The sequence below is a fragment of the Methylobacterium sp. NFXW15 genome (assembly GCF_049887755.1).
Taxonomy (GTDB): Bacteria; Pseudomonadota; Alphaproteobacteria; order Rhizobiales; family Beijerinckiaceae; genus Methylobacterium.
In genome coordinates this window covers 581,565-597,985 of record NZ_JAGEKG010000001.1, presented here as the reverse complement: position 1 = coordinate 597,985, position 16,421 = coordinate 581,565, and the positions used below count along the sequence as shown (strand labels likewise).

Annotated in this window: 15 protein-coding genes; 7 read left to right on the top strand and 8 right to left on the bottom strand. The window is 68.2% G+C overall.

What is annotated here, in order from left to right:
- Window positions 1–118: 118 nt before the first annotated feature.
- Complete coding sequence (ychF, locus tag J4O73_RS02870) at window positions 119–1,216, top strand: redox-regulated ATPase YchF (RefSeq protein WP_426214384.1); 1,098 nt, start codon at window positions 119–121, stop codon at window positions 1,214–1,216.
- A gap of 16 nt (window positions 1,217–1,232) precedes the next feature.
- Window positions 1,233–2,222 carry a MaoC/PaaZ C-terminal domain-containing protein gene (locus J4O73_RS02865; protein WP_426214383.1) on the top strand — a complete coding sequence of 330 codons (990 nt, stop codon included), beginning with the start codon at window positions 1,233–1,235 and terminating at the stop codon, window positions 2,220–2,222.
- Window positions 2,223–2,498: 276 nt separating this feature from the next.
- Here J4O73_RS02865 and J4O73_RS02860 read toward each other — a convergent pair whose 3' ends face one another.
- Entirely contained in the window at window positions 2,499–3,509 is a 1,011-nt protein-coding gene (locus J4O73_RS02860) for a HEPN domain-containing protein (RefSeq protein WP_426214382.1), read from the bottom strand.
- Between the two features lie 62 nt (window positions 3,510–3,571).
- Between J4O73_RS02860 and prfB the strand changes: the two genes are divergently transcribed.
- Window positions 3,572–4,700 (top strand): peptide chain release factor 2 gene (gene prfB, locus J4O73_RS02855; protein ID WP_426214381.1). Its coding sequence is split into 2 segments (ribosomal slippage): window positions 3,572–3,640 and window positions 3,642–4,700, totalling 1,128 coding nucleotides; the frame shifts between segments, so codons are not numbered across the junction.
- A 113-nt stretch (window positions 4,701–4,813) separates the two neighbouring features.
- Here prfB and J4O73_RS02850 read toward each other — a convergent pair.
- The gene (locus J4O73_RS02850) at window positions 4,814–6,256 is read right to left on the bottom strand and encodes a lipopolysaccharide biosynthesis protein (protein WP_426214380.1); all 1,443 of its coding nucleotides are present in this window, start codon (window positions 6,254–6,256) and stop codon (window positions 4,814–4,816) included.
- An 87-nt stretch (window positions 6,257–6,343) separates the two neighbouring features.
- Complete coding sequence (locus tag J4O73_RS02845; protein ID WP_426214888.1) at window positions 6,344–6,808, bottom strand: GNAT family N-acetyltransferase; 465 nt, start codon at window positions 6,806–6,808, stop codon at window positions 6,344–6,346.
- 692 nt (window positions 6,809–7,500) lie between these two features.
- Between J4O73_RS02845 and J4O73_RS02840 the strand changes: the two genes are divergently transcribed.
- The 3 genes from J4O73_RS02840 (at window position 7,501) to moaB (ending at window position 9,990) form a co-directional block, all read left to right on the top strand.
- Window positions 7,501–8,667 (top strand): type III PLP-dependent enzyme, encoded by a 1,167-nt coding sequence (locus tag J4O73_RS02840; protein ID WP_426214379.1) that lies wholly within the window; start codon window positions 7,501–7,503, stop codon window positions 8,665–8,667.
- Between the two features lie 127 nt (window positions 8,668–8,794).
- Window positions 8,795–9,343 (top strand): GNAT family N-acetyltransferase, encoded by a 549-nt coding sequence (locus tag J4O73_RS02835; protein WP_426214378.1) that lies wholly within the window; start codon window positions 8,795–8,797, stop codon window positions 9,341–9,343.
- Between the two features lie 104 nt (window positions 9,344–9,447).
- Window positions 9,448–9,990, top strand: coding sequence for a molybdenum cofactor biosynthesis protein B (moaB, locus tag J4O73_RS02830; protein WP_426214377.1), 543 nt, complete (start codon window positions 9,448–9,450; stop codon window positions 9,988–9,990).
- 53 nt (window positions 9,991–10,043) lie between these two features.
- Here moaB and J4O73_RS02825 read toward each other — a convergent pair whose 3' ends face one another.
- Window positions 10,044–11,495, bottom strand: coding sequence for an amino acid permease (locus tag J4O73_RS02825; RefSeq protein ID WP_426214376.1), 1,452 nt, complete (start codon window positions 11,493–11,495; stop codon window positions 10,044–10,046).
- A 147-nt stretch (window positions 11,496–11,642) separates the two neighbouring features.
- Entirely contained in the window at window positions 11,643–12,146 is a 504-nt protein-coding gene (locus J4O73_RS02820) for a hypothetical protein (RefSeq protein WP_426214375.1), read from the bottom strand.
- A 136-nt stretch (window positions 12,147–12,282) separates the two neighbouring features.
- On the opposite strand from J4O73_RS02820, the gene J4O73_RS02815 reads away from it, so the two are divergent.
- Window positions 12,283–13,380 carry a PA0069 family radical SAM protein gene (locus J4O73_RS02815; RefSeq protein ID WP_426214374.1) on the top strand — a complete coding sequence of 366 codons (1,098 nt, stop codon included), beginning with the start codon at window positions 12,283–12,285 and terminating at the stop codon, window positions 13,378–13,380.
- A 6-nt stretch (window positions 13,381–13,386) separates the two neighbouring features.
- Here the strand turns inward: J4O73_RS02815 and J4O73_RS02810 are convergent, their stop codons facing one another.
- From J4O73_RS02810 to J4O73_RS02800, 3 genes are all read right to left on the bottom strand, one after another.
- Window positions 13,387–13,986 carry a ribonuclease HII gene (locus J4O73_RS02810; RefSeq protein ID WP_426214886.1) on the bottom strand — a complete coding sequence of 200 codons (600 nt, stop codon included), beginning with the start codon at window positions 13,984–13,986 and terminating at the stop codon, window positions 13,387–13,389.
- 97 nt (window positions 13,987–14,083) lie between these two features.
- The gene (locus tag J4O73_RS02805) at window positions 14,084–15,124 is read right to left on the bottom strand and encodes a glycosyltransferase family 4 protein (protein WP_426214373.1); all 1,041 of its coding nucleotides are present in this window, start codon (window positions 15,122–15,124) and stop codon (window positions 14,084–14,086) included.
- Window positions 15,121–15,954: a UDP-2,3-diacylglucosamine diphosphatase gene (locus J4O73_RS02800; protein ID WP_426214372.1), complete on the bottom strand. Its 834-nt coding sequence runs from the start codon at window positions 15,952–15,954 to the stop codon at window positions 15,121–15,123. Before J4O73_RS02800 ends, J4O73_RS02805 begins: the two co-directional genes overlap by 4 nt.
- Between the last annotated feature and the right edge of the window lie 467 nt (window positions 15,955–16,421).

Sequence of the window (16,421 nt, the reverse complement as noted above, 5' to 3'; positions counted from 1 at the left end):
CGATCGGCCCCGAACGATGCGGGCGGTTTTGGAGAAATCCATGCCGACGAAGAGGAGCGGCCGACCGCTCTGAGGCGATCCGACACCAGATTACTGCAGCAACCTGCTAGGACACGTCATGGGCTTCAAATGCGGCATCGTCGGCCTGCCGAACGTCGGCAAGTCGACCCTCTTCAACGCGCTGACGCAGACGGCGGCGGCGCAGGCGGCGAACTATCCGTTCTGCACCATCGAACCGAATGTCGGCGAAGTGGCGGTTCCGGACCCACGCCTGGATGACCTCGCCCGCATCGCCGGCTCGAAGGAGATCATCCCGACCCGCCTGACCTTCGTGGACATCGCCGGTCTCGTGCGCGGCGCCTCGAAGGGTGAGGGGCTCGGCAACCAGTTCCTCGCCAACATCCGTGAAGTCGATGCCATCGCCCATGTCGTGCGCTGCTTCGAGGACGGGGACGTGACCCACGTCGAGGGCAAGGTCGATCCCGCCGCCGACATCGAGACCATCGAGACCGAGCTGATGCTCGCCGACCTCGACAGCCTGGAACGCCGGGCCGTCGCCCTGGAGAAGAAGGCCAAGGGCTCCGACAAGGAAGCGAAGGAGGCCCTCGACCTCGTGAACCGCGCCCTGCCGCTCCTGCGCGACGGCAAGCCCGCCCGCCTCGTGGAGCGCAAGCCCGAAGAGGAGCGCCTGTTCCAGACCCTCGGCCTGATGACCGCCAAGCCGGTCCTCTACGTCTGCAACGTGGACGAGGGCGATGCCGATCAGGGGAATGCCCACTCGCAGGCGGTCTTCGCCCGCGCCAAGGCCGAGGGTGCTGTCGCGGTGGTGGTCTCGGCCAAGATCGAGAGTGAGATCGCGGTGATGCCGCAGGCCGATCAGGCCGAGTTCCTGGAGGCTGTCGGCCTCGCCGAGCCCGGCCTCAACCGGGTGATCCGCGCGGGCTACGATCTGCTTGGCCTCGTGACCTACTTCACGGTCGGCCCGAAGGAGGCCCGTGCCTGGACGATCACCAAGGGCACGCGGGCGCCGGGCGCGGCAGGCGTGATCCACTCGGATTTCGAGAAGGGGTTCATCCGCGCCGAGACCATCGCCTTCAAGGATTACACCACGCTCAACGGTGAAGCCGGAGCGCGCGACGCGGGCAAGCTCAGGCTTGAAGGCAAGGAATACGTCGTGCAGGACGGCGACGTGCTGCATTTCCGCTTCGCCAACTGACGACTCCGGGAGCCGAATGCCCGAACTGGCCTTCGAGGATTATTCCGTCGGCGACGTGCTGACCGGCCAACCGCTGACGGTGAGCCGCGAGGACATCGTCGCCTTCGCCAGGGCCTTCGACTTCCAGCCCTTCCATCTGGACGAGGCGGCGGCCGAAGGGACCTTCGCCGGTCGGCTCATCGCCTCCGGCTGGCACACGGCGGCGCTCGGGATGCGGCTCCTGCAGCAGGGGCCATTCCGGGGCGGTTCGTCGCTCGGTGCGCCGGGCATCGACGAGTTGCGCTGGCTCGCCCCGGTCCTGCCGGGTGATACGCTGGCGGTGAGCCTGACGATCACGGGCCTGCGGGATTCATCCACCAAGCCGGGGCTCGGCTTCGTGAACGCTCAGCTTGCCCTGCAGAATGGGCGAGACCAGACGGTGATGACGCAGCGCTTCACCTTCATGCTGGCCCGGCGCGGCACGCATCCCCTGCCGCCGCGCCCGGTCACGATCGGCGAGCCGCATCCCCTGCCGGAGCCCGACGACGCCGAGCCCGTCCGCTACCTGCGCGACATCGAGGTCGGCACAACGCGGGATCTCGGCCCCTACAGTTTCGACGCGGACGCGATCATTGCCTTCGCGAAGGCCTACGATCCGCAGGCCTTCCATCTCGATGACGGGGCCGCGCGGCAAACGCATTTCGGCGGGCTCTGCGCTTCCGGCTGGCACACGGCGGCGGCCTACATGAACCGCCTGCTCACCACCCGTGCCCGCGACGTCGCCTTTACGGCGCAGCGGGGGCCGGTGCCGGAGGCTGGGCCCTCGCCGGGTTTTCGCAACATGCGCTGGATCCGCCCGGTCTATGCGGGCGACACGATCCGCTTCGCCACGAAGCTCACCGACAAGCGTGCCTCCGGCTCCCGCCCCGGCTGGGGCCTCGCCTTCGCCCGCAACACGGGGGTGAACCAGCGCGACGAGCCGGTCTTCGCCTTCGACAGTTCGGTGTTCATGCAGTGGGAGCCGTAAGCGGCCTCGGAAAGGCTAGAGCCTTCACCGACGAAGTTGGTTTAGAGTGCCGCCTTCCCACTCTTCACCTCAGGATGAGGTCGGGGATGGGAATGGCCCAACTTGATCGGTATCGGCTCTCGCAGGCTGCTGAAAAAGTGCTGCCTGATCGTGGTCCCGCACCGTCATTGCGAGCGTCAGCGAAGCAATCCAGGGCGGCGGGACGCCTCTAAACGTGGCGCTGCTGGATTGCTTCGCTCCGCTTGCAATGACGGCAAGACTTTTATAAGCAGCTTGCTAATCCGGCGTCGCCACACTCTTCGGCCGGGGGCCGAGATGTTCCAGGCACACCTGCTGGACGATCCGGTGCAGCACGCCGATGCGCTCGGCGAGCCATTCCAACTCCTCGGCCGTGATCGTGTAGTGGCGTGAGTAACGTGCCTTCACATAGGCGTCGTGCAGAAGGTTGAAGTGCCGCCGGCTGAGCCGGGTATTGCGCGGCCATGCCTCGACCAGCCGCCGATCGACGCCCTCGGCCATGGGACGCAGTCGGCGAAGGGCGTGAAGCTTTGGGCTGTAGAGAGTTAGCACCAGCAGCGTGCAGTGGAACAAGCCTTCCGTGACTTGATGCAATTCGAACGCCGCCTTCCGATGGGAACCTTCTCCCATATAGAAGCGGGCACCTCTGAAACCCCGAGCGGCTTCGTCGAACCACGTGTCGTAGTGTAGCCACGCCTCCTCGTTTCGCTCTTCCGGCGTGAGAGGCCCCGGCTCGGCCAGCGGAAAGCCAATTGCCTCGTAGAGTGTAATCCCATCCCGGAAGAGGTCGGTGAAGAACGGCCGACCCCGGGCGACCTGATCGTTCACGTCCGCATAAGTGTGGACGATGATGTTCGTCGTCGCGTGCGGCCACGGCTTGAGCATCTCGGTCTGGATGATCCGGTCGCGCACCGGATCCCAAAGATCGACCTCGTCCACGAGGTCGTCGTGGTTCACGACGACCAGCACGTCGTAATCCGAGAAGTATCCCGAGCGGCGGTCCTCGACCCAATCGCCGCGGGCATGGGAGCCGTAGAGCACGACGCGGACGATGCGTCCGCGCTTCTTCGTGTCCGAGGTCTTGCGTTTCTGGAATTCCTCGAACTCCTCGAACAGGATCGCCATCGCCCGTGCGAGGTCGCGACGCTTGCGCATGGGCAGGTGGGCGAGGCGGTCTTCGAGAATCATCGCGGCATCGGCGGTCCTCCCGGCCCGGTAGTTCGTCCTTCCCGTCATGGCAAGCAACGCGGCGGCGACGTCACCGCCCATTTACACCGCCGGGCGCCGCCGGTATCACCCCGGCCCTGACTTTCCTCATTCCGAAACACCAGATGCGCGCCGAGATCGAGCAAGCCTCGGATGCCGCCAAGCAGTCTATAGGACTGCTGAGGAGGCATCTTTGACTGGGATACAGTCGATAAACGCCTCGCGGAGCTGAATGCCCGCTCAGAGGACCCCGAGTTGTGGAACGACGCCGAGGCCGCGCAGAAAGTCATGCGCGAGCGGCAGCAGCTCGATGAATCCGTCCAGACCATCCGCAAGCTCGAACGCGACCTTGAGGACGCGGCGACGCTGATCGAACTCGGTGAAATGGAAGGCGATGCTGCCTCGATCACCGAAGGCGAGCAGCAGATCCGCGCCGTCGAGAAGGAGGCGGCGAGCCGTCAAGTCGAGACGTTGCTCTCCGGCGAGGCCGATGGGTTCGACACCTATGTCGAAGTCCATGCGGGCGCGGGCGGCACCGAGAGCCAGGACTGGGCCAACATGCTCCAGCGCATGTATGCCCGCTGGGCCGAGCGGCGGAAGTTCAAGGTCGACATCGTCGAGTGGACCGACGGCGAAGAGGCCGGGATCAAGGGCGCCACGCTCCTGATCAAGGGCCACAACGCCTATGGTTGGCTCAAGACCGAGTCCGGCGTGCACCGTCTGGTGCGGATCTCGCCCTATGATTCCAACGCGCGGCGGCACACCAGCTTCGCGAGCGTCTGGGTCTATCCGGTGATCGATGACCGGATCGAGATCGAGATCAAGGAGTCGGACTGCCGGATCGACACCTACCGGTCCTCCGGCGCGGGTGGCCAGCACGTCAATACCACCGACTCGGCGGTGCGTATCACCCACAACCCGACCGGGATCGTCGTGGCGTGCCAGCAGGAGCGCTCGCAGCACAAGAACCGGGCGACGGCCTGGAACATGCTGCGCGCCCGCCTCTACGAGGCCGAGCTGAAGAAGCGCGAGGAGAAGGCCAACGCCGAGGCGGCCTCCAAGACCGATATCGGTTGGGGCCACCAGATCCGGTCCTACGTGCTCCAGCCGTACCAGTTGGTGAAGGACCTCCGCACGGGCACCCAGTCCACCGACCCGGACGAGGTGCTGGACGGGCATATCGACCCGTTCATGGAAGCCTCCCTCGCCCAGCGTGTCTATGGCGGCGGCGAGGCCGTCGAGGATATCGATTAGGTCGGTCTCGTCCACGCCGTCATTGCGAGCGCGAGCGAAGCAATCCAGCCGCGCCACGGTGGTAAGCGACCCGCTGCCCTGGGTCGCTTCGCTTCGCTCGCGATGACGGAGGGCTATTCCGCCGCCACAGCCCGCGCCGTCCTGAGCCGCGCCATGATCTGGCTCCGCAACCCGGCGATGTCGAACGCCCAGACCAGCGCGCCGTAGAGGCCCATGCCCATCGGCACCAGCACGGCCAGCGCCGTGGCGGGTGGAAGGGCGCGGAAGGGGGCGAGGGCGAAGCCCATCACCGCGCAGGCCGAAGCCGCTGCGCCGATCTGGCCCCAGGGGAAGGTCAGTCTCTCAGGCCCGCTGAGCACCCGCCAGCCGAGCCAGAGACAGGCGCCGGTCAGCCCGAGGGTCTGCGCCAGCGCCACGCCGAGCCCGCCGAAGCTTCGGGGCAGGACCAGAAGGCCGATCCCGTTCAGGCCGAGCGCCACCAGGGCGGCGACGATCACCGGCATCGTCCGGCGGCGAATCTGCACGCCGGGGCTCACCGCGTAGAGCATCATCGCGAAGCCGAACAAGCCGGGCAGAAGTGCCAGGCTGTAGGTCTCGAATGGGCCGCGATAGGCTTCCGGCACGACGAGGGCCTGCAAGGCGGGCAGCACCGCCCAGAAGCCGACCGCGCAGGGGGCGAGAAGGGCGAAGACCATCGCGGCGTTGCGCGCCACCTGCGCCTCCGCCGCCGCCCGGCCGTGATGCTCTTCCGCCTGCACGGCGATCTGGAACAGCAGCAGATCGAGGGCCATGCCCAACGTCGTCAGCACCCGCGAGGTCACGTCGGCGGCCAGCGCGAAATACCCTGCCTCCTCGAAACCCGCATGGCTCGCCACCGCGCCCCGGTTCACGAAGGACAGGAGCTGGTAGGCAGCATTGGCCGCGATCAACGGCAGGCCGTAGCGGGCGAACACCCCCCAGGTGGTGGAGAGCCGTGCCCGCTCGAAGGTGGCGGCCGGGTCGCGCAGCCAGCCCCGCAGCAGGACGACGGCGAGGAATTGGCTGAAGCCCGCCGCCGCGAGCACCCAGGCGGGCTGCGGCAGGAACCACGCGGCCCCCGCCATCAGCACGAGGGCCAGGACGTTCTTCACGGCGACGAGGCCGAGATAGAGCTTGCCGTCGAACCGGGCGCGGGCCAGCGCGGCATGGTAGTCGAACACCCCGATGCCGAGCGCGGCAACCCCGGTGCCGCACAGCACGGCCTCGCGCGCATCCGCCCCCTGGCCGAAGCCGAAGGCGCCGCAGAGGGCGGCGGCGGCGGCCAGCAGCAGCCCAAGGCGAAGATAGGCCCGGTCCAGGCCGTGCCGGATCCACGGCTCGTCCACCCGCACCCGGCCGGAATAGAAGCGGGTGGCCGACAGGCGCAGCCACTCGAACAACACGGTGTTGAGAACGATGGCGCCGGTCGTCGCCAGGGCGAAGCGGCCGAAATCGGCCGGGCCGAGGAGCTTCGCGATCAGCAGGCCGAGGACGAAGTTCAGCCCCGCATTGATGACGAAGGCGGCGATGACGGCCAAGGGGCGAGACTCGTGCGGTGCTACGGCGCGACGAATGTCGCGGAGGCCCTGTAAGAATCCCCTAATCGGGCGTCTTCGGGGCGACGCCTATAGCGTGCGCTCGTAGCGCCACGCTTCCATCCCATCCTCATAGTAATCCGGCCGCACGGCGAAGCGGGTGTAGCCGCGCCGTTCGTAGAGGCGGATGCCCGCCCCGTTATCGGCCCGGACTTCGAGGCGCAGCCGGTCGCAGCCATGGGCGCGGGCGGTGTCCTCGGCCGCGTCGAGCAGGCGTCCGCCGAGGCCGAGCCCGCCCCGGTTCGGCGCCACGGCGATGGAGGCGAGACGGGCGATGCGGCTGGCCTTGCGGCGCTCCAACACGGCGGCCCCCACCAGCACATCGCCGTCGATCAGTGCGACCAGCACATCCATGGAGGCGGAGCGGATCGCGTGCCGGATTGCCCGGCGCTCGGCGCGGTCGGTGGCGAAGGCCGCGTGTTCCAGTGCGACCAGGGCGTCGAGGTCGCCGAGGGTGGCCGGACGCAACACGGGCACCGGCCGGACCGGCGGCATCTCACGGAGAGGCGCGGTCACGCGGCGGCCCGCGTCTGTCTCGACTTCGGTTCTCTCGGCCCTGCCATCGCCCGTCCGCCGGATCCCGCCTGCCGCAGGGAGATGCCCCGGATGCGGCGCGGCTGCAACACCTCTGCTGCGCCCGATTGCATTTTGGGGATAGGGTACAATTCGGTCTTGCCCTCCGGGTCGAGGGCGATTATGTCCCGCCTGCCCAATTTCGCACGTGCCTGTGGCCGCGTGTCGGTTGGTGGGTATCCGGTCAACTGCCGGACAGCCGCCAGGGGTCTTAGGATCGATGGTCGTGGGGGTGGATCCCCCGCTTCCGGCAATCCAGGTGGCAACACCGGACCCCGACAACAACCGGCAGCCGGAGGCGAAACCGGCGAACCCCGCTCTCCACGGGGGACGCAGCTTAAAGCAACGACGAACGGGCTTTTTTGGTCTCGCCGACCCTCCAAAGGTCGGCACCGAAGAGGCTTGTTTCTCTTTGCCCGGCGTGCGGTGGGGATTCTCCCTTCCAATCCACGGCAGCTTCCGGGTGCTCTGCGCCCGCTCGGACTTGCGCGTCTCCAAAGCGTGCCGGTCCCGCGCGGTGCATCGCCCCCTGACGCCGACGGCCTGCGAAGCCGTCTGATTTCGACAACGCGCCCCGTCAGAGGGCGCTCTCGAGACGTGGTGGGAGCCCGACCATGACCGACCGGATCCGCGATTTCCTGCGCGTGCGCCGTGACCTTGGCCGCGACGAGGGGCCCGTGATGGTGCTCGACCTCGATGTCGTGCGCGAGAACTATACCGCCTTCGCCCGCTCCCTTCCGGACACCCGCGTGTTCTACGCGGTGAAGGCCAACCCGGCCCCCGAGGTTCTGCGCCTGCTCGCCGAGATGGGCTCCTGCTTCGATACGGCCTCCGTCGCCGAGATCGAGATGGTGCTGGCTGCCGGCGCCACCGCGGAGCGGATCTCCTTCGGCAATACCATCAAGAAGGAGCGTTGCATTGGCCGCGCCCTGGCGCTCGGCATCCGCCTGTTCGCGGTGGATTGCGAGGCCGAGGTCGAGAAGATCGCGCGCGCCGCTGCCGCCGCCGGCCTTGAGACGGGCGCCGTGCAGGTGTTCTGCCGCATCCTCTGCGACGGGGCCGGGGCCGATTGGCCGCTCTCGCGCAAGTTCGGCTGCGTGCCGGAGATGGCGACGGACGTGCTGGAGCACGCCCACCGCCAGGGTCTCCAGGCCTACGGCGTGTCGTTTCATGTCGGCTCGCAGCAGGGCAACACCGAGGCGTGGGACGGGGCGCTGGCCTCGGCCGCGACGATCTTCCGCGAGTGCGCGGAGCGCGGCATCTTCCTGTCGATGGTCAACCTCGGCGGCGGTTTCCCGACGAAGTACCTGAAGGCCGTTCCGGGTGTGGAGAGCTATGGCGACGCGATCTTCCGCGCGCTGACCAAGCATTTCGGCAACCGCATCCCGGAGACCATCATCGAGCCGGGCCGCGGCATGGTCGGCAATGCCGGGATGATCGAGGCCGAGGTCGTGCTCGTCTCGAAGAAGTCCACGGACGCGGACGAGGTCCGATGGGTCTACCTCGACATCGGCAAGTTCGGTGGTCTCGCCGAGACGATGGACGAGGCGATCCGCTACCCGATCCGCACCCGTCATGACGGCGAGCGGACCGAGCCCTGCGTGATCGCCGGCCCGACCTGCGATTCGGTCGACGTGCTCTACGAGCGTCAGCACTACCCGCTGCCGGTCTCGCTCTCGATCGGCGACAAGGTGCTGATCGAAGGCACGGGCGCCTACACCACGACCTACGCGGCGGTGGCCTTCAACGGCTTTCCCCCGCTTCAGCAGATCGTGATCTGATCCCACACGGATTCCGGGACCGTTCAGGCCCCGGACTTCATTTCTTCCGAGTGCCGGACGGGCGGCCCATGAGCCAGCCCGCGAGGATTGTCGCTGCTCCCGCTGAACACCCTGGGAGGGGACGGTCATGATCGAGATCCGCGCGGAATTCCCCCACGATGTGCCGGCGCGCGAGCGCCTGCTGGACGTGTGCTTCCCCGGCAACCGCCGGGCCAAGACCTCCGAGCGCCTGCGCGAGGGGCGTCTGCCCGCGCGCGGGCTCGCCTTTGCCGCGACGCGCCGGGGTCGGCTCGTCGGCACCTTGCGCCTGTGGCATGTCGAGGCGGGCGAGGGGGGCCCCGCGCTGCTGCTCGGGCCGCTCGCGGTGGATCCGGCGGTGCAGGGCCAGGGGCTCGGCTCGGTGATGATGCAGGCCGCCATCGGCCGGGCCGAGGCGCTGGGCCACGGCGCGATCCTGCTCATGGGCGATGCGCCGTACTACGCGCGCTTCGGTTTCCGGGGCGACCTCGCCGCCGGCCTCGCCATGCCGGGCCCGTTCGAGCGCACCCGGTTCCTGGGCCTCGAACTGCGTGAGGGGGCGCTGGCGGGCGCACAGGGCATCTTGCGGGCAACGGGTCTGCCCGAGCCGATGGCCGCGCCCGCCGCCGGAACGGCTGCGCGACGACACGCGGCCTGATCCGGCCGCTCCCACGCCCTGACAAACCTTTCCGTCCTTGCGAGCGCAGCGAAGCCTTTTCGGAGGGGGTGGTTCGGCGGGCGCCGGAGAGCCATAATCCTTCCATGTCCGACGCCTCGACCGCCCGCCGCTTCATCCCCTTAGGGATCGCGGTGCTCACCGTCTCCGATACGCGCTCGCTCGATGACGACCGATCGGGCGATACCCTCGCCGGGCGGTTGACCGAGGCGGGCCACCGCCTCGCGGGCCGTGCCATCGTGCCCGACGAGGTGGCGCGGATCCGGGGGCAGGTGGAACAATGGATCGCCGACCCGGCCGTCGACGTGGTGCTGACCACGGGCGGCACCGGCTTCACCGGACGGGACGTGACACCCGAGGCGCTGGAGCCCCTGTTCGAGAAGCGGATGGACGGCTTCTCGGCGGTGTTCCACCGCATCTCCTACGACAAGATCGGCACCTCGACCCTGCAATCGCGGGCGACCGCGGGCGTGGCGGGCGCGACCTACATCTTCGTGCTGCCCGGCTCCCCCGGCGCCTGCCGGGACGCCTGGGACGGCATCCTCGGCCAGCAGCTCGATTACCGCCACCGGCCGTGCAACTTCGTCGAGATCATGCCCCGCCTGGACGAACATCTGCGGCGGGGGTGAGGTCCCGCTACTCTGGATTGCTTCGCTCCGCTCGCAATGACGGGACGCTCGGGCTAGGCCGTCGTCCCGTTCTTCTTGCGAAGCACCGAGTGCTTCCGCCCGTAGACGAAGTAGACGACGAGGCCGATCGCCATCCAGATCACCAGACGCAGCCATGTATCGAGGGGCAGGCCGGCCATCAGGAGCAGGCAGAAGCCGATGCCGAGGATCGGCACCAGCGGTACGGCCGGAACCTTGAAGGGGCGCTTCATCCCCTTTTCCGTGCGGCGCAGGTGAATCACCGCACCGCAGACGAGGCAGAAGGCGGCGAGCGTGCCGATGCTCACCATCTCGCCGAGGATGTGGATCGGCACCAACGCCGCCACCAGCGCGACGCAGGCGCCGATCAGCGCCTGGCTGCGATATGGCGTCTGGTAGGTCGGGTGGACGTGGGAGAAGATCTTCGGCAGCAGCCCGTCCGAGGCCATGGTGTAGAAGATCCGGCTCTGACCGTAGAGCAGCACGAGGATCACGGTGGTGAGGCCGGTGAGCGCCCCGAGCTTGATCAGCGCCCCGAACCAGCCGATCCCGATGACGTCGACGCCCTTGGCGATCGGATCGGGCACGTTCAGGTCCTTGTACGGGACAAGGCCGGTGAGGACCGCCGCGACCAGCACGTAGAGGATCGTGCACACGGCGAGCGAACCGAGGATGCCGATGGGCATGTCCTTCTGCGGCCGCTTGGCCTCTTGCGCCGCCGTCGAGACCGCATCGAACCCGATGAAGGCGAAGAACACGACACCCGCCCCGCGCAGAATGCCACTGTAGCCGTAATGGCCGAAGGTGCCATCGTTCTCGGGGATCAGCGGGCTCCAGTTCGCGGATTTGGTGTAGCTCCAGCCGAGCCCGATGAAGGCGAAGACGACCGCAAGCTTCACCGCCACCATGATGTTGTTGAACCGGGCCGATTCCTTCGTGCCACGCATCAGCATCAGCGTCAGCACGGCCACGATCAGCACGGCGGGCAGGTTGAACAGAGCGGTGCCGCCGCCCTCGATCTCGGTGCCCGGCGCATGGGCGAACCGGGCCGGGATGATAATGCCGACATCCTTGAGGATGCTCGTCATGTAGCCCGACCAGCCGACCGCCACGGTCGCCGCGCCCATCGCGTATTCGAGGATCAGGTCCCACCCGATCAGCCACGCGAAGAACTCGCCGAGCGTCGCATAGGTGTAGGTGTAGCTCGACCCCGCCACCGGGATCAGCGCGGCCATTTCCGAGTAGCACAGGCCCACGAAGGCGCAGGCGATGCCGCCCAGCACGAAGGAGAGCATGATGCCCGGCCCCGCATACTGCGCGGCGGCCGTGCCGGTGAGCACGAAGATGCCCGCGCCGATGATGGCGCCGATGCCCATGGCCGTGATGGAGAGCGCGCCCAGCGAACGCGAGAGGGTCTGCGACTCGGCCTCCCCACCGGCGACGATATCGTCCACCGACTTTCGCGCCATCAGGTTGGAAGCTTCCATCGGCGTCATCCCAAAAGCGGTGCCGCCGGCTTGGCAGCGGATCGTTGCCGGCAACTGAGCAAGTTTCGGGCTGTTCCGCCAGGGAGGCGCGCGAGAATTACATTTGATGGGCTTTTGAGAAGAGTTTTCGCCCGGCCGATGATCAGTTCAGGACCGGTCAATCCGCGCATGCAGGGCACGGACCCGCAGCCGCTTCGTCCGGCCGGACAGGTCCTCCCGCCGCACCACATCCCCCGCCCGGATCGTCCGCGTGCCGAACAGTCTGTCGAGGCGGTTACGGAGACGGCGCAGGGGCTCGGGGCGGTCGAGGCGGCCGATCCCGATCTCGGGTTTGGCCATGCCGACGAACCGGTCGAGGGTGCGGATCCAGCCCTCTGCAGGTACGTCGCCCGCGTCGAGGCAGAAGATCCAGTCGCGCCGCGCAATCGCTGCGCCGGCGCCGAAGGGATCATGGCCCGTATGTACCACCAGCACCGCGCCGGTCGCCTCCGCGACGGTCGCCACGGCAGGGACCTCACGGGGCACGACGATGATCGCGTCGCCGACAAGGCCGCCCGCCACGCCCGACACGAGGGCGCTGAGCGTGTCGGCCAACCGGTCGATCGCATCCGGGTCGGCCGGATCGTCCAAATGGGTCACGGCGGAGAGCATGCGGGGCGCATACCCGATTTTGCGCAAGGATAAACGCACTTCCCGCGCCACGGGCCGCAAGTCTCTCCGTTTGCCCGCATTTTCCGCAGACTTGCTCCAGTCGTTCGTGTTATGTTCCTGAAGCCAGCGAGGCTTCATGCGTCAAGATTCGCCGATCACCCTGCGCCTGACCAAGAGCATGCCCCTGCCCGAGGGCCGGAAGGGGCGGGGTGCCACGGCAAATCCGACCGGCCGGTTCGAGACTGCCCGGCGGGAGGCTTTCGATGATGGGTGGGAGAGCGAGGCGCCCACGCCCCTTCGGACGGAGGTTCGGCCGGAGCGGACGGCCTCGATCATCGCCAGGAACACCTCGCCGGATATCCCGTTCGACCGGTCGCTCAACCCGTATCGCGGCTGCGAGCACGGCTGCATCTACTGTTACGCGCGGCCAACCCACGCCTATCTCGGCTTGTCTCCGGGGCTCGACTTCGAATCGCGCCTGTTCACCAAGCCGGAGGCGGCACGGCTGCTGCGGAAGGAATTGTCGGCGCCGGGCTACCGGCCGGAGACGATCGCACTCGGCACCGCCACCGATCCCTATCAGCCGATCGAGCGGGAGTACCGCCTCACCCGTGCCGTGCTGGAGGTGCTGGACGAGGCCCGGCATCCGGTCGGTGTGACCACGAAATCAGATCTCGTGCTGCGCGATCTCGATCTTCTCTCGAGGATGGCCGCACGCAATCTCGCCCTCGTCGCGATCTCCCTGCCGACCCTCGATCCGGCCCTGTCCCGGCGGCTCGATCCCCGCGCGCCGCGTCCGGAGAAGCGGCTCGCGGCCATGCGCGCCCTGGCGGAGGCGGGGGTGCCGGTGATGGTCAACATCTCGCCGATCATCCCCGGCCTCACCGATCACGAGATCGAATCGGTGTTGGAGGCTGCGCGTGCGCAGGGGGCGAGCCGGATCGGCCACGCTCTGCTGCGCCTGCCCGGCGAGGTGAAGGATCTCGTGGCCGATTGGTTCGCGGAGCATTACCCCGAGCGCCGGGAGCGCGCCCTCGCGCTCTTGCGCCAGTCGCGTGGCGGCAAGGAGAATGACTCGCGCTTCGGCCACCGCTTCCGGGGCGAGGGACCCTATGCCGAGATGATCGGCCAGCGGGTCCGCCTCGCGGGCAGAAGGCTCGGGTTCTCGTTCGGGCGCATGGCCCTGAACACGGACGATTTCCGGCCGGCGGGGGCGCAGCTCAGCCTGTTCTGAGCCGCTTTACCCGAACGTCTTTGTGAAGCTCACCCGGTGGTGCGCGCTGCGGCCGAGGGTAGCCAGACCTTGGCGGTGGAGAGCCGTGCCGTAGCCGACATTGCGCTCCCAACCATAGCCGGGATGGGCGCGGGCCAGCCGCCGCATGAACGCGTCGCGCATGACCTTCGCGACGATGGAGGCGGCGGCGATCTGCGGCACCAGCCGCTCGCCGCCGATTACCGCCTTCCCCGAGAAACCCGAAAGGGCATCGCGCCCATCGACGTAGACCGGCGCGTCGATCGCAAGCTTGCGCACCGCCCGCGCCATGGCGTCGAGGGTCGCGGCGCGGATGTTGATCCGGTCGATCAATGCGGGCGAGCCCGCTGCGAGGGCGACCCGCCCATACCGCCGGATCAACGGGGCCAGCCGGTTGCGCACGGGCTCCGGCAGCTTCTTGCTGTCGTCCAAGGCGCCGAGGAGATCGGGCGGGATGGAGGCGGGGTCGAACCATACGGCGGCGACCACCACCGGGCCGCTCAAGGCACCCCGTCCCACCTCGTCGCAACCGATCACGATGGGATAGCTGGCGGCGCGGGCGGGATCGAAGGGCGGCATGGCGCCCATCTGACACGGCGTCACGGGTTTCCAAAGAGCAAGCCCTGCGGACCGCCAGGGGCCTCGCCCCTGGACCCCACCAAAGGACTCGTCCTTTGGGATCCTGCTATGCCGCTTGAGGCTGGGCGAGGCGGCGGGCCGCCAGGATGTTCCCGTAGAATTGCCGGGCGCTTTCGTCCCAGCCCCGGCGCAGGGCGTCCTCGCGGCAGGAGGCGCGGGGAATCGTCAGCGCCCGCAGGGCCGCCGCGCGCAGGTCGTGGTCGAGCACGCCGACGCCGCTCGTGCCGATCACGTCGAGGGGGCCGGGCACGGGAAAGGCCGCCACGGGCAGGCCGCAGGCCAGGGCTTCCAGCAGCACGATGCCGAACGTGTCGGTGAGGCTCGGAAACACGAACACGTCGCAGGCGGCGTAGAGCGCGGCAAGGTCGGCGCCCGTGCGGGTGCCGAGGAAGCGCGCCTGCGGGGCGAGGCTCTCCAGCCGCGCCCGGTCCGGCCCATCGCCGATCACCACCTTGGTGCCCGGCAGGTCGAGGGCCAGGAAGGCCGCGACGTTCTTCTCGATGGCGAGCCGCCCGACGAACAGGAAGAACGGACGGGGCAGCCCGGCGAGGTCGGCGGGCAGCGCAGCGCCCGGCGCGGCGGGCGCGAAGAGATCGGTGTCGACGCCCCGCGTCCACTGCATGATGCGGCCGAAGCCGCGCGCTTCCAATTCGCTCTGAAGGCTTCCCGTGCTCACCATGGTGCCGTTCGCGGCCCCGTGGAAGCGTCGCAGATAGGCGTAGGACCACGCCTCAGGCACGGGCGCGCGGGCAGCGAGATATTCGGGGAAGCGCGTGTGATAGCTCGTGGTGAAGGGCAACCTTTGCGCGAGACAGCGCCGCCGCACGGCGAAGCCCACCGGCCCCTCGGTGGCGATGTGCACATGGGTCGGCGCCGCCGCGTCCCACCGGCTGCCGAGGCGCCCCGGGACTGGGCAGGCGAGGCGGATCTCGGGATAGCCCGGCAGGGGCATGGACGGGAATTCGGCCGGGCTCAGAATGGAGGCCGAGAAGCCGTGGGCGGGCGCGCGCCGCATCATCTGTTCGAGGGAGCGCACCACGCCGTTGACCTGCGGGTGCCATGCATCGCTCGCGATCAGGAGTCTCACGCGACGGCTCTCCGCCCCGGCGGAAGCTGAGGCTGGGCTTGCGCCTGCGCCTGAGTCTCCGCCTCCTTGGCCCGCAGCAGCGACGGGTAGTGGATCACCTCGATCCGGCCGTCGTAATGCTCGATGATGCCGGTGCAGGATTCGACCCAATCGCCGGTATTGAGGTAGCGCAGGTCGCCGATGGACCGGTCGGCCGCATGGTGGATGTGGCCGCAGATGACCCCCTGCGCGCCCCGGCGCTTGGCCTCCTCGGCCAGGATCTCCTCGAACTTGCCGATGAAGCTGACGGCGTTCTTCACCTTCAGCTTCGCCCAGGCCGAGAGCGACCAGTACGACAAGCCGAGCCGCCGCCGGAAGCGGTTGAGGATCGTGTTCAGCCACAGGGCGAGGGTGTAGGCGCCGTCGCCCAGATGAGCCAGCCAGCGCTGGTGGCGCATCACCATGTCGAACTGGTCGCCGTGGATCACGAGGTAGCGGCGTCCATCCGCCGATTCGTGGATCGCCGTATCGGCGATCTCGATACCGCCGAAGGTCGTGCCGACATAGTTGCGCAGGAACTCGTCGTGGTTGCCCGGCAGGTAGACGACATGTGTCCCCTTGCGGACCTTGCGCAGGAGCTTCTGCACCACGTCGTTATGGGCCTGCGGCCAGTACCAGCCGGATTTCAGCTGCCAGCCGTCGACGATGTCGCCGACGAGGTAGATGGTGTCCGCATCGTAGTCCCTCAGGAAGCCCAGCAGCATCCCCGCCTGGCACCCGCGCGTGCCGAGGTGCAGATCGGACAGGAACAGGGTGCGGACGCGGATCGGCCTGTCGTCGTCCTCTGCCACGGCGGTCTCCCTGCGAGTTGCGCGGGGATCCAGAGCGCGATTACGTCTCGTTTTGATGACGCTGCCGGTCACACGACCCGGCAACATTCGTGAAATCGTTGACTCAACCTTCCTGGCCGCCAGGTTGCACTGCACGCCAAATTTTTTTGCCCCTTGTCCGAAGATTTTCCGGTTTTCCTTTCGACCGATGCCAACCCATAATACATGAGATCCGACGGCCCCGGCCGGGCCGCCGGTGGGGCCAGCGCGGAAGGGAAGGCGGCGCGAATTCCGGCGCCGCGAGGATAGGACGGCACATCGGAGGCGACCGGCGCGGGCAGCGCCGCGACGCGAGCGGCACTTGCCGCCTGCCGCTCCGCAGCGCCCAGGGTCCAGGGCAGGCCACGGCCGCGCAGGCGGACGGGGTCTTCCCGGCAATTCCCCGACGCTCACAACCCCGACACGCGCGACAGATCCCGCGCCGGGCC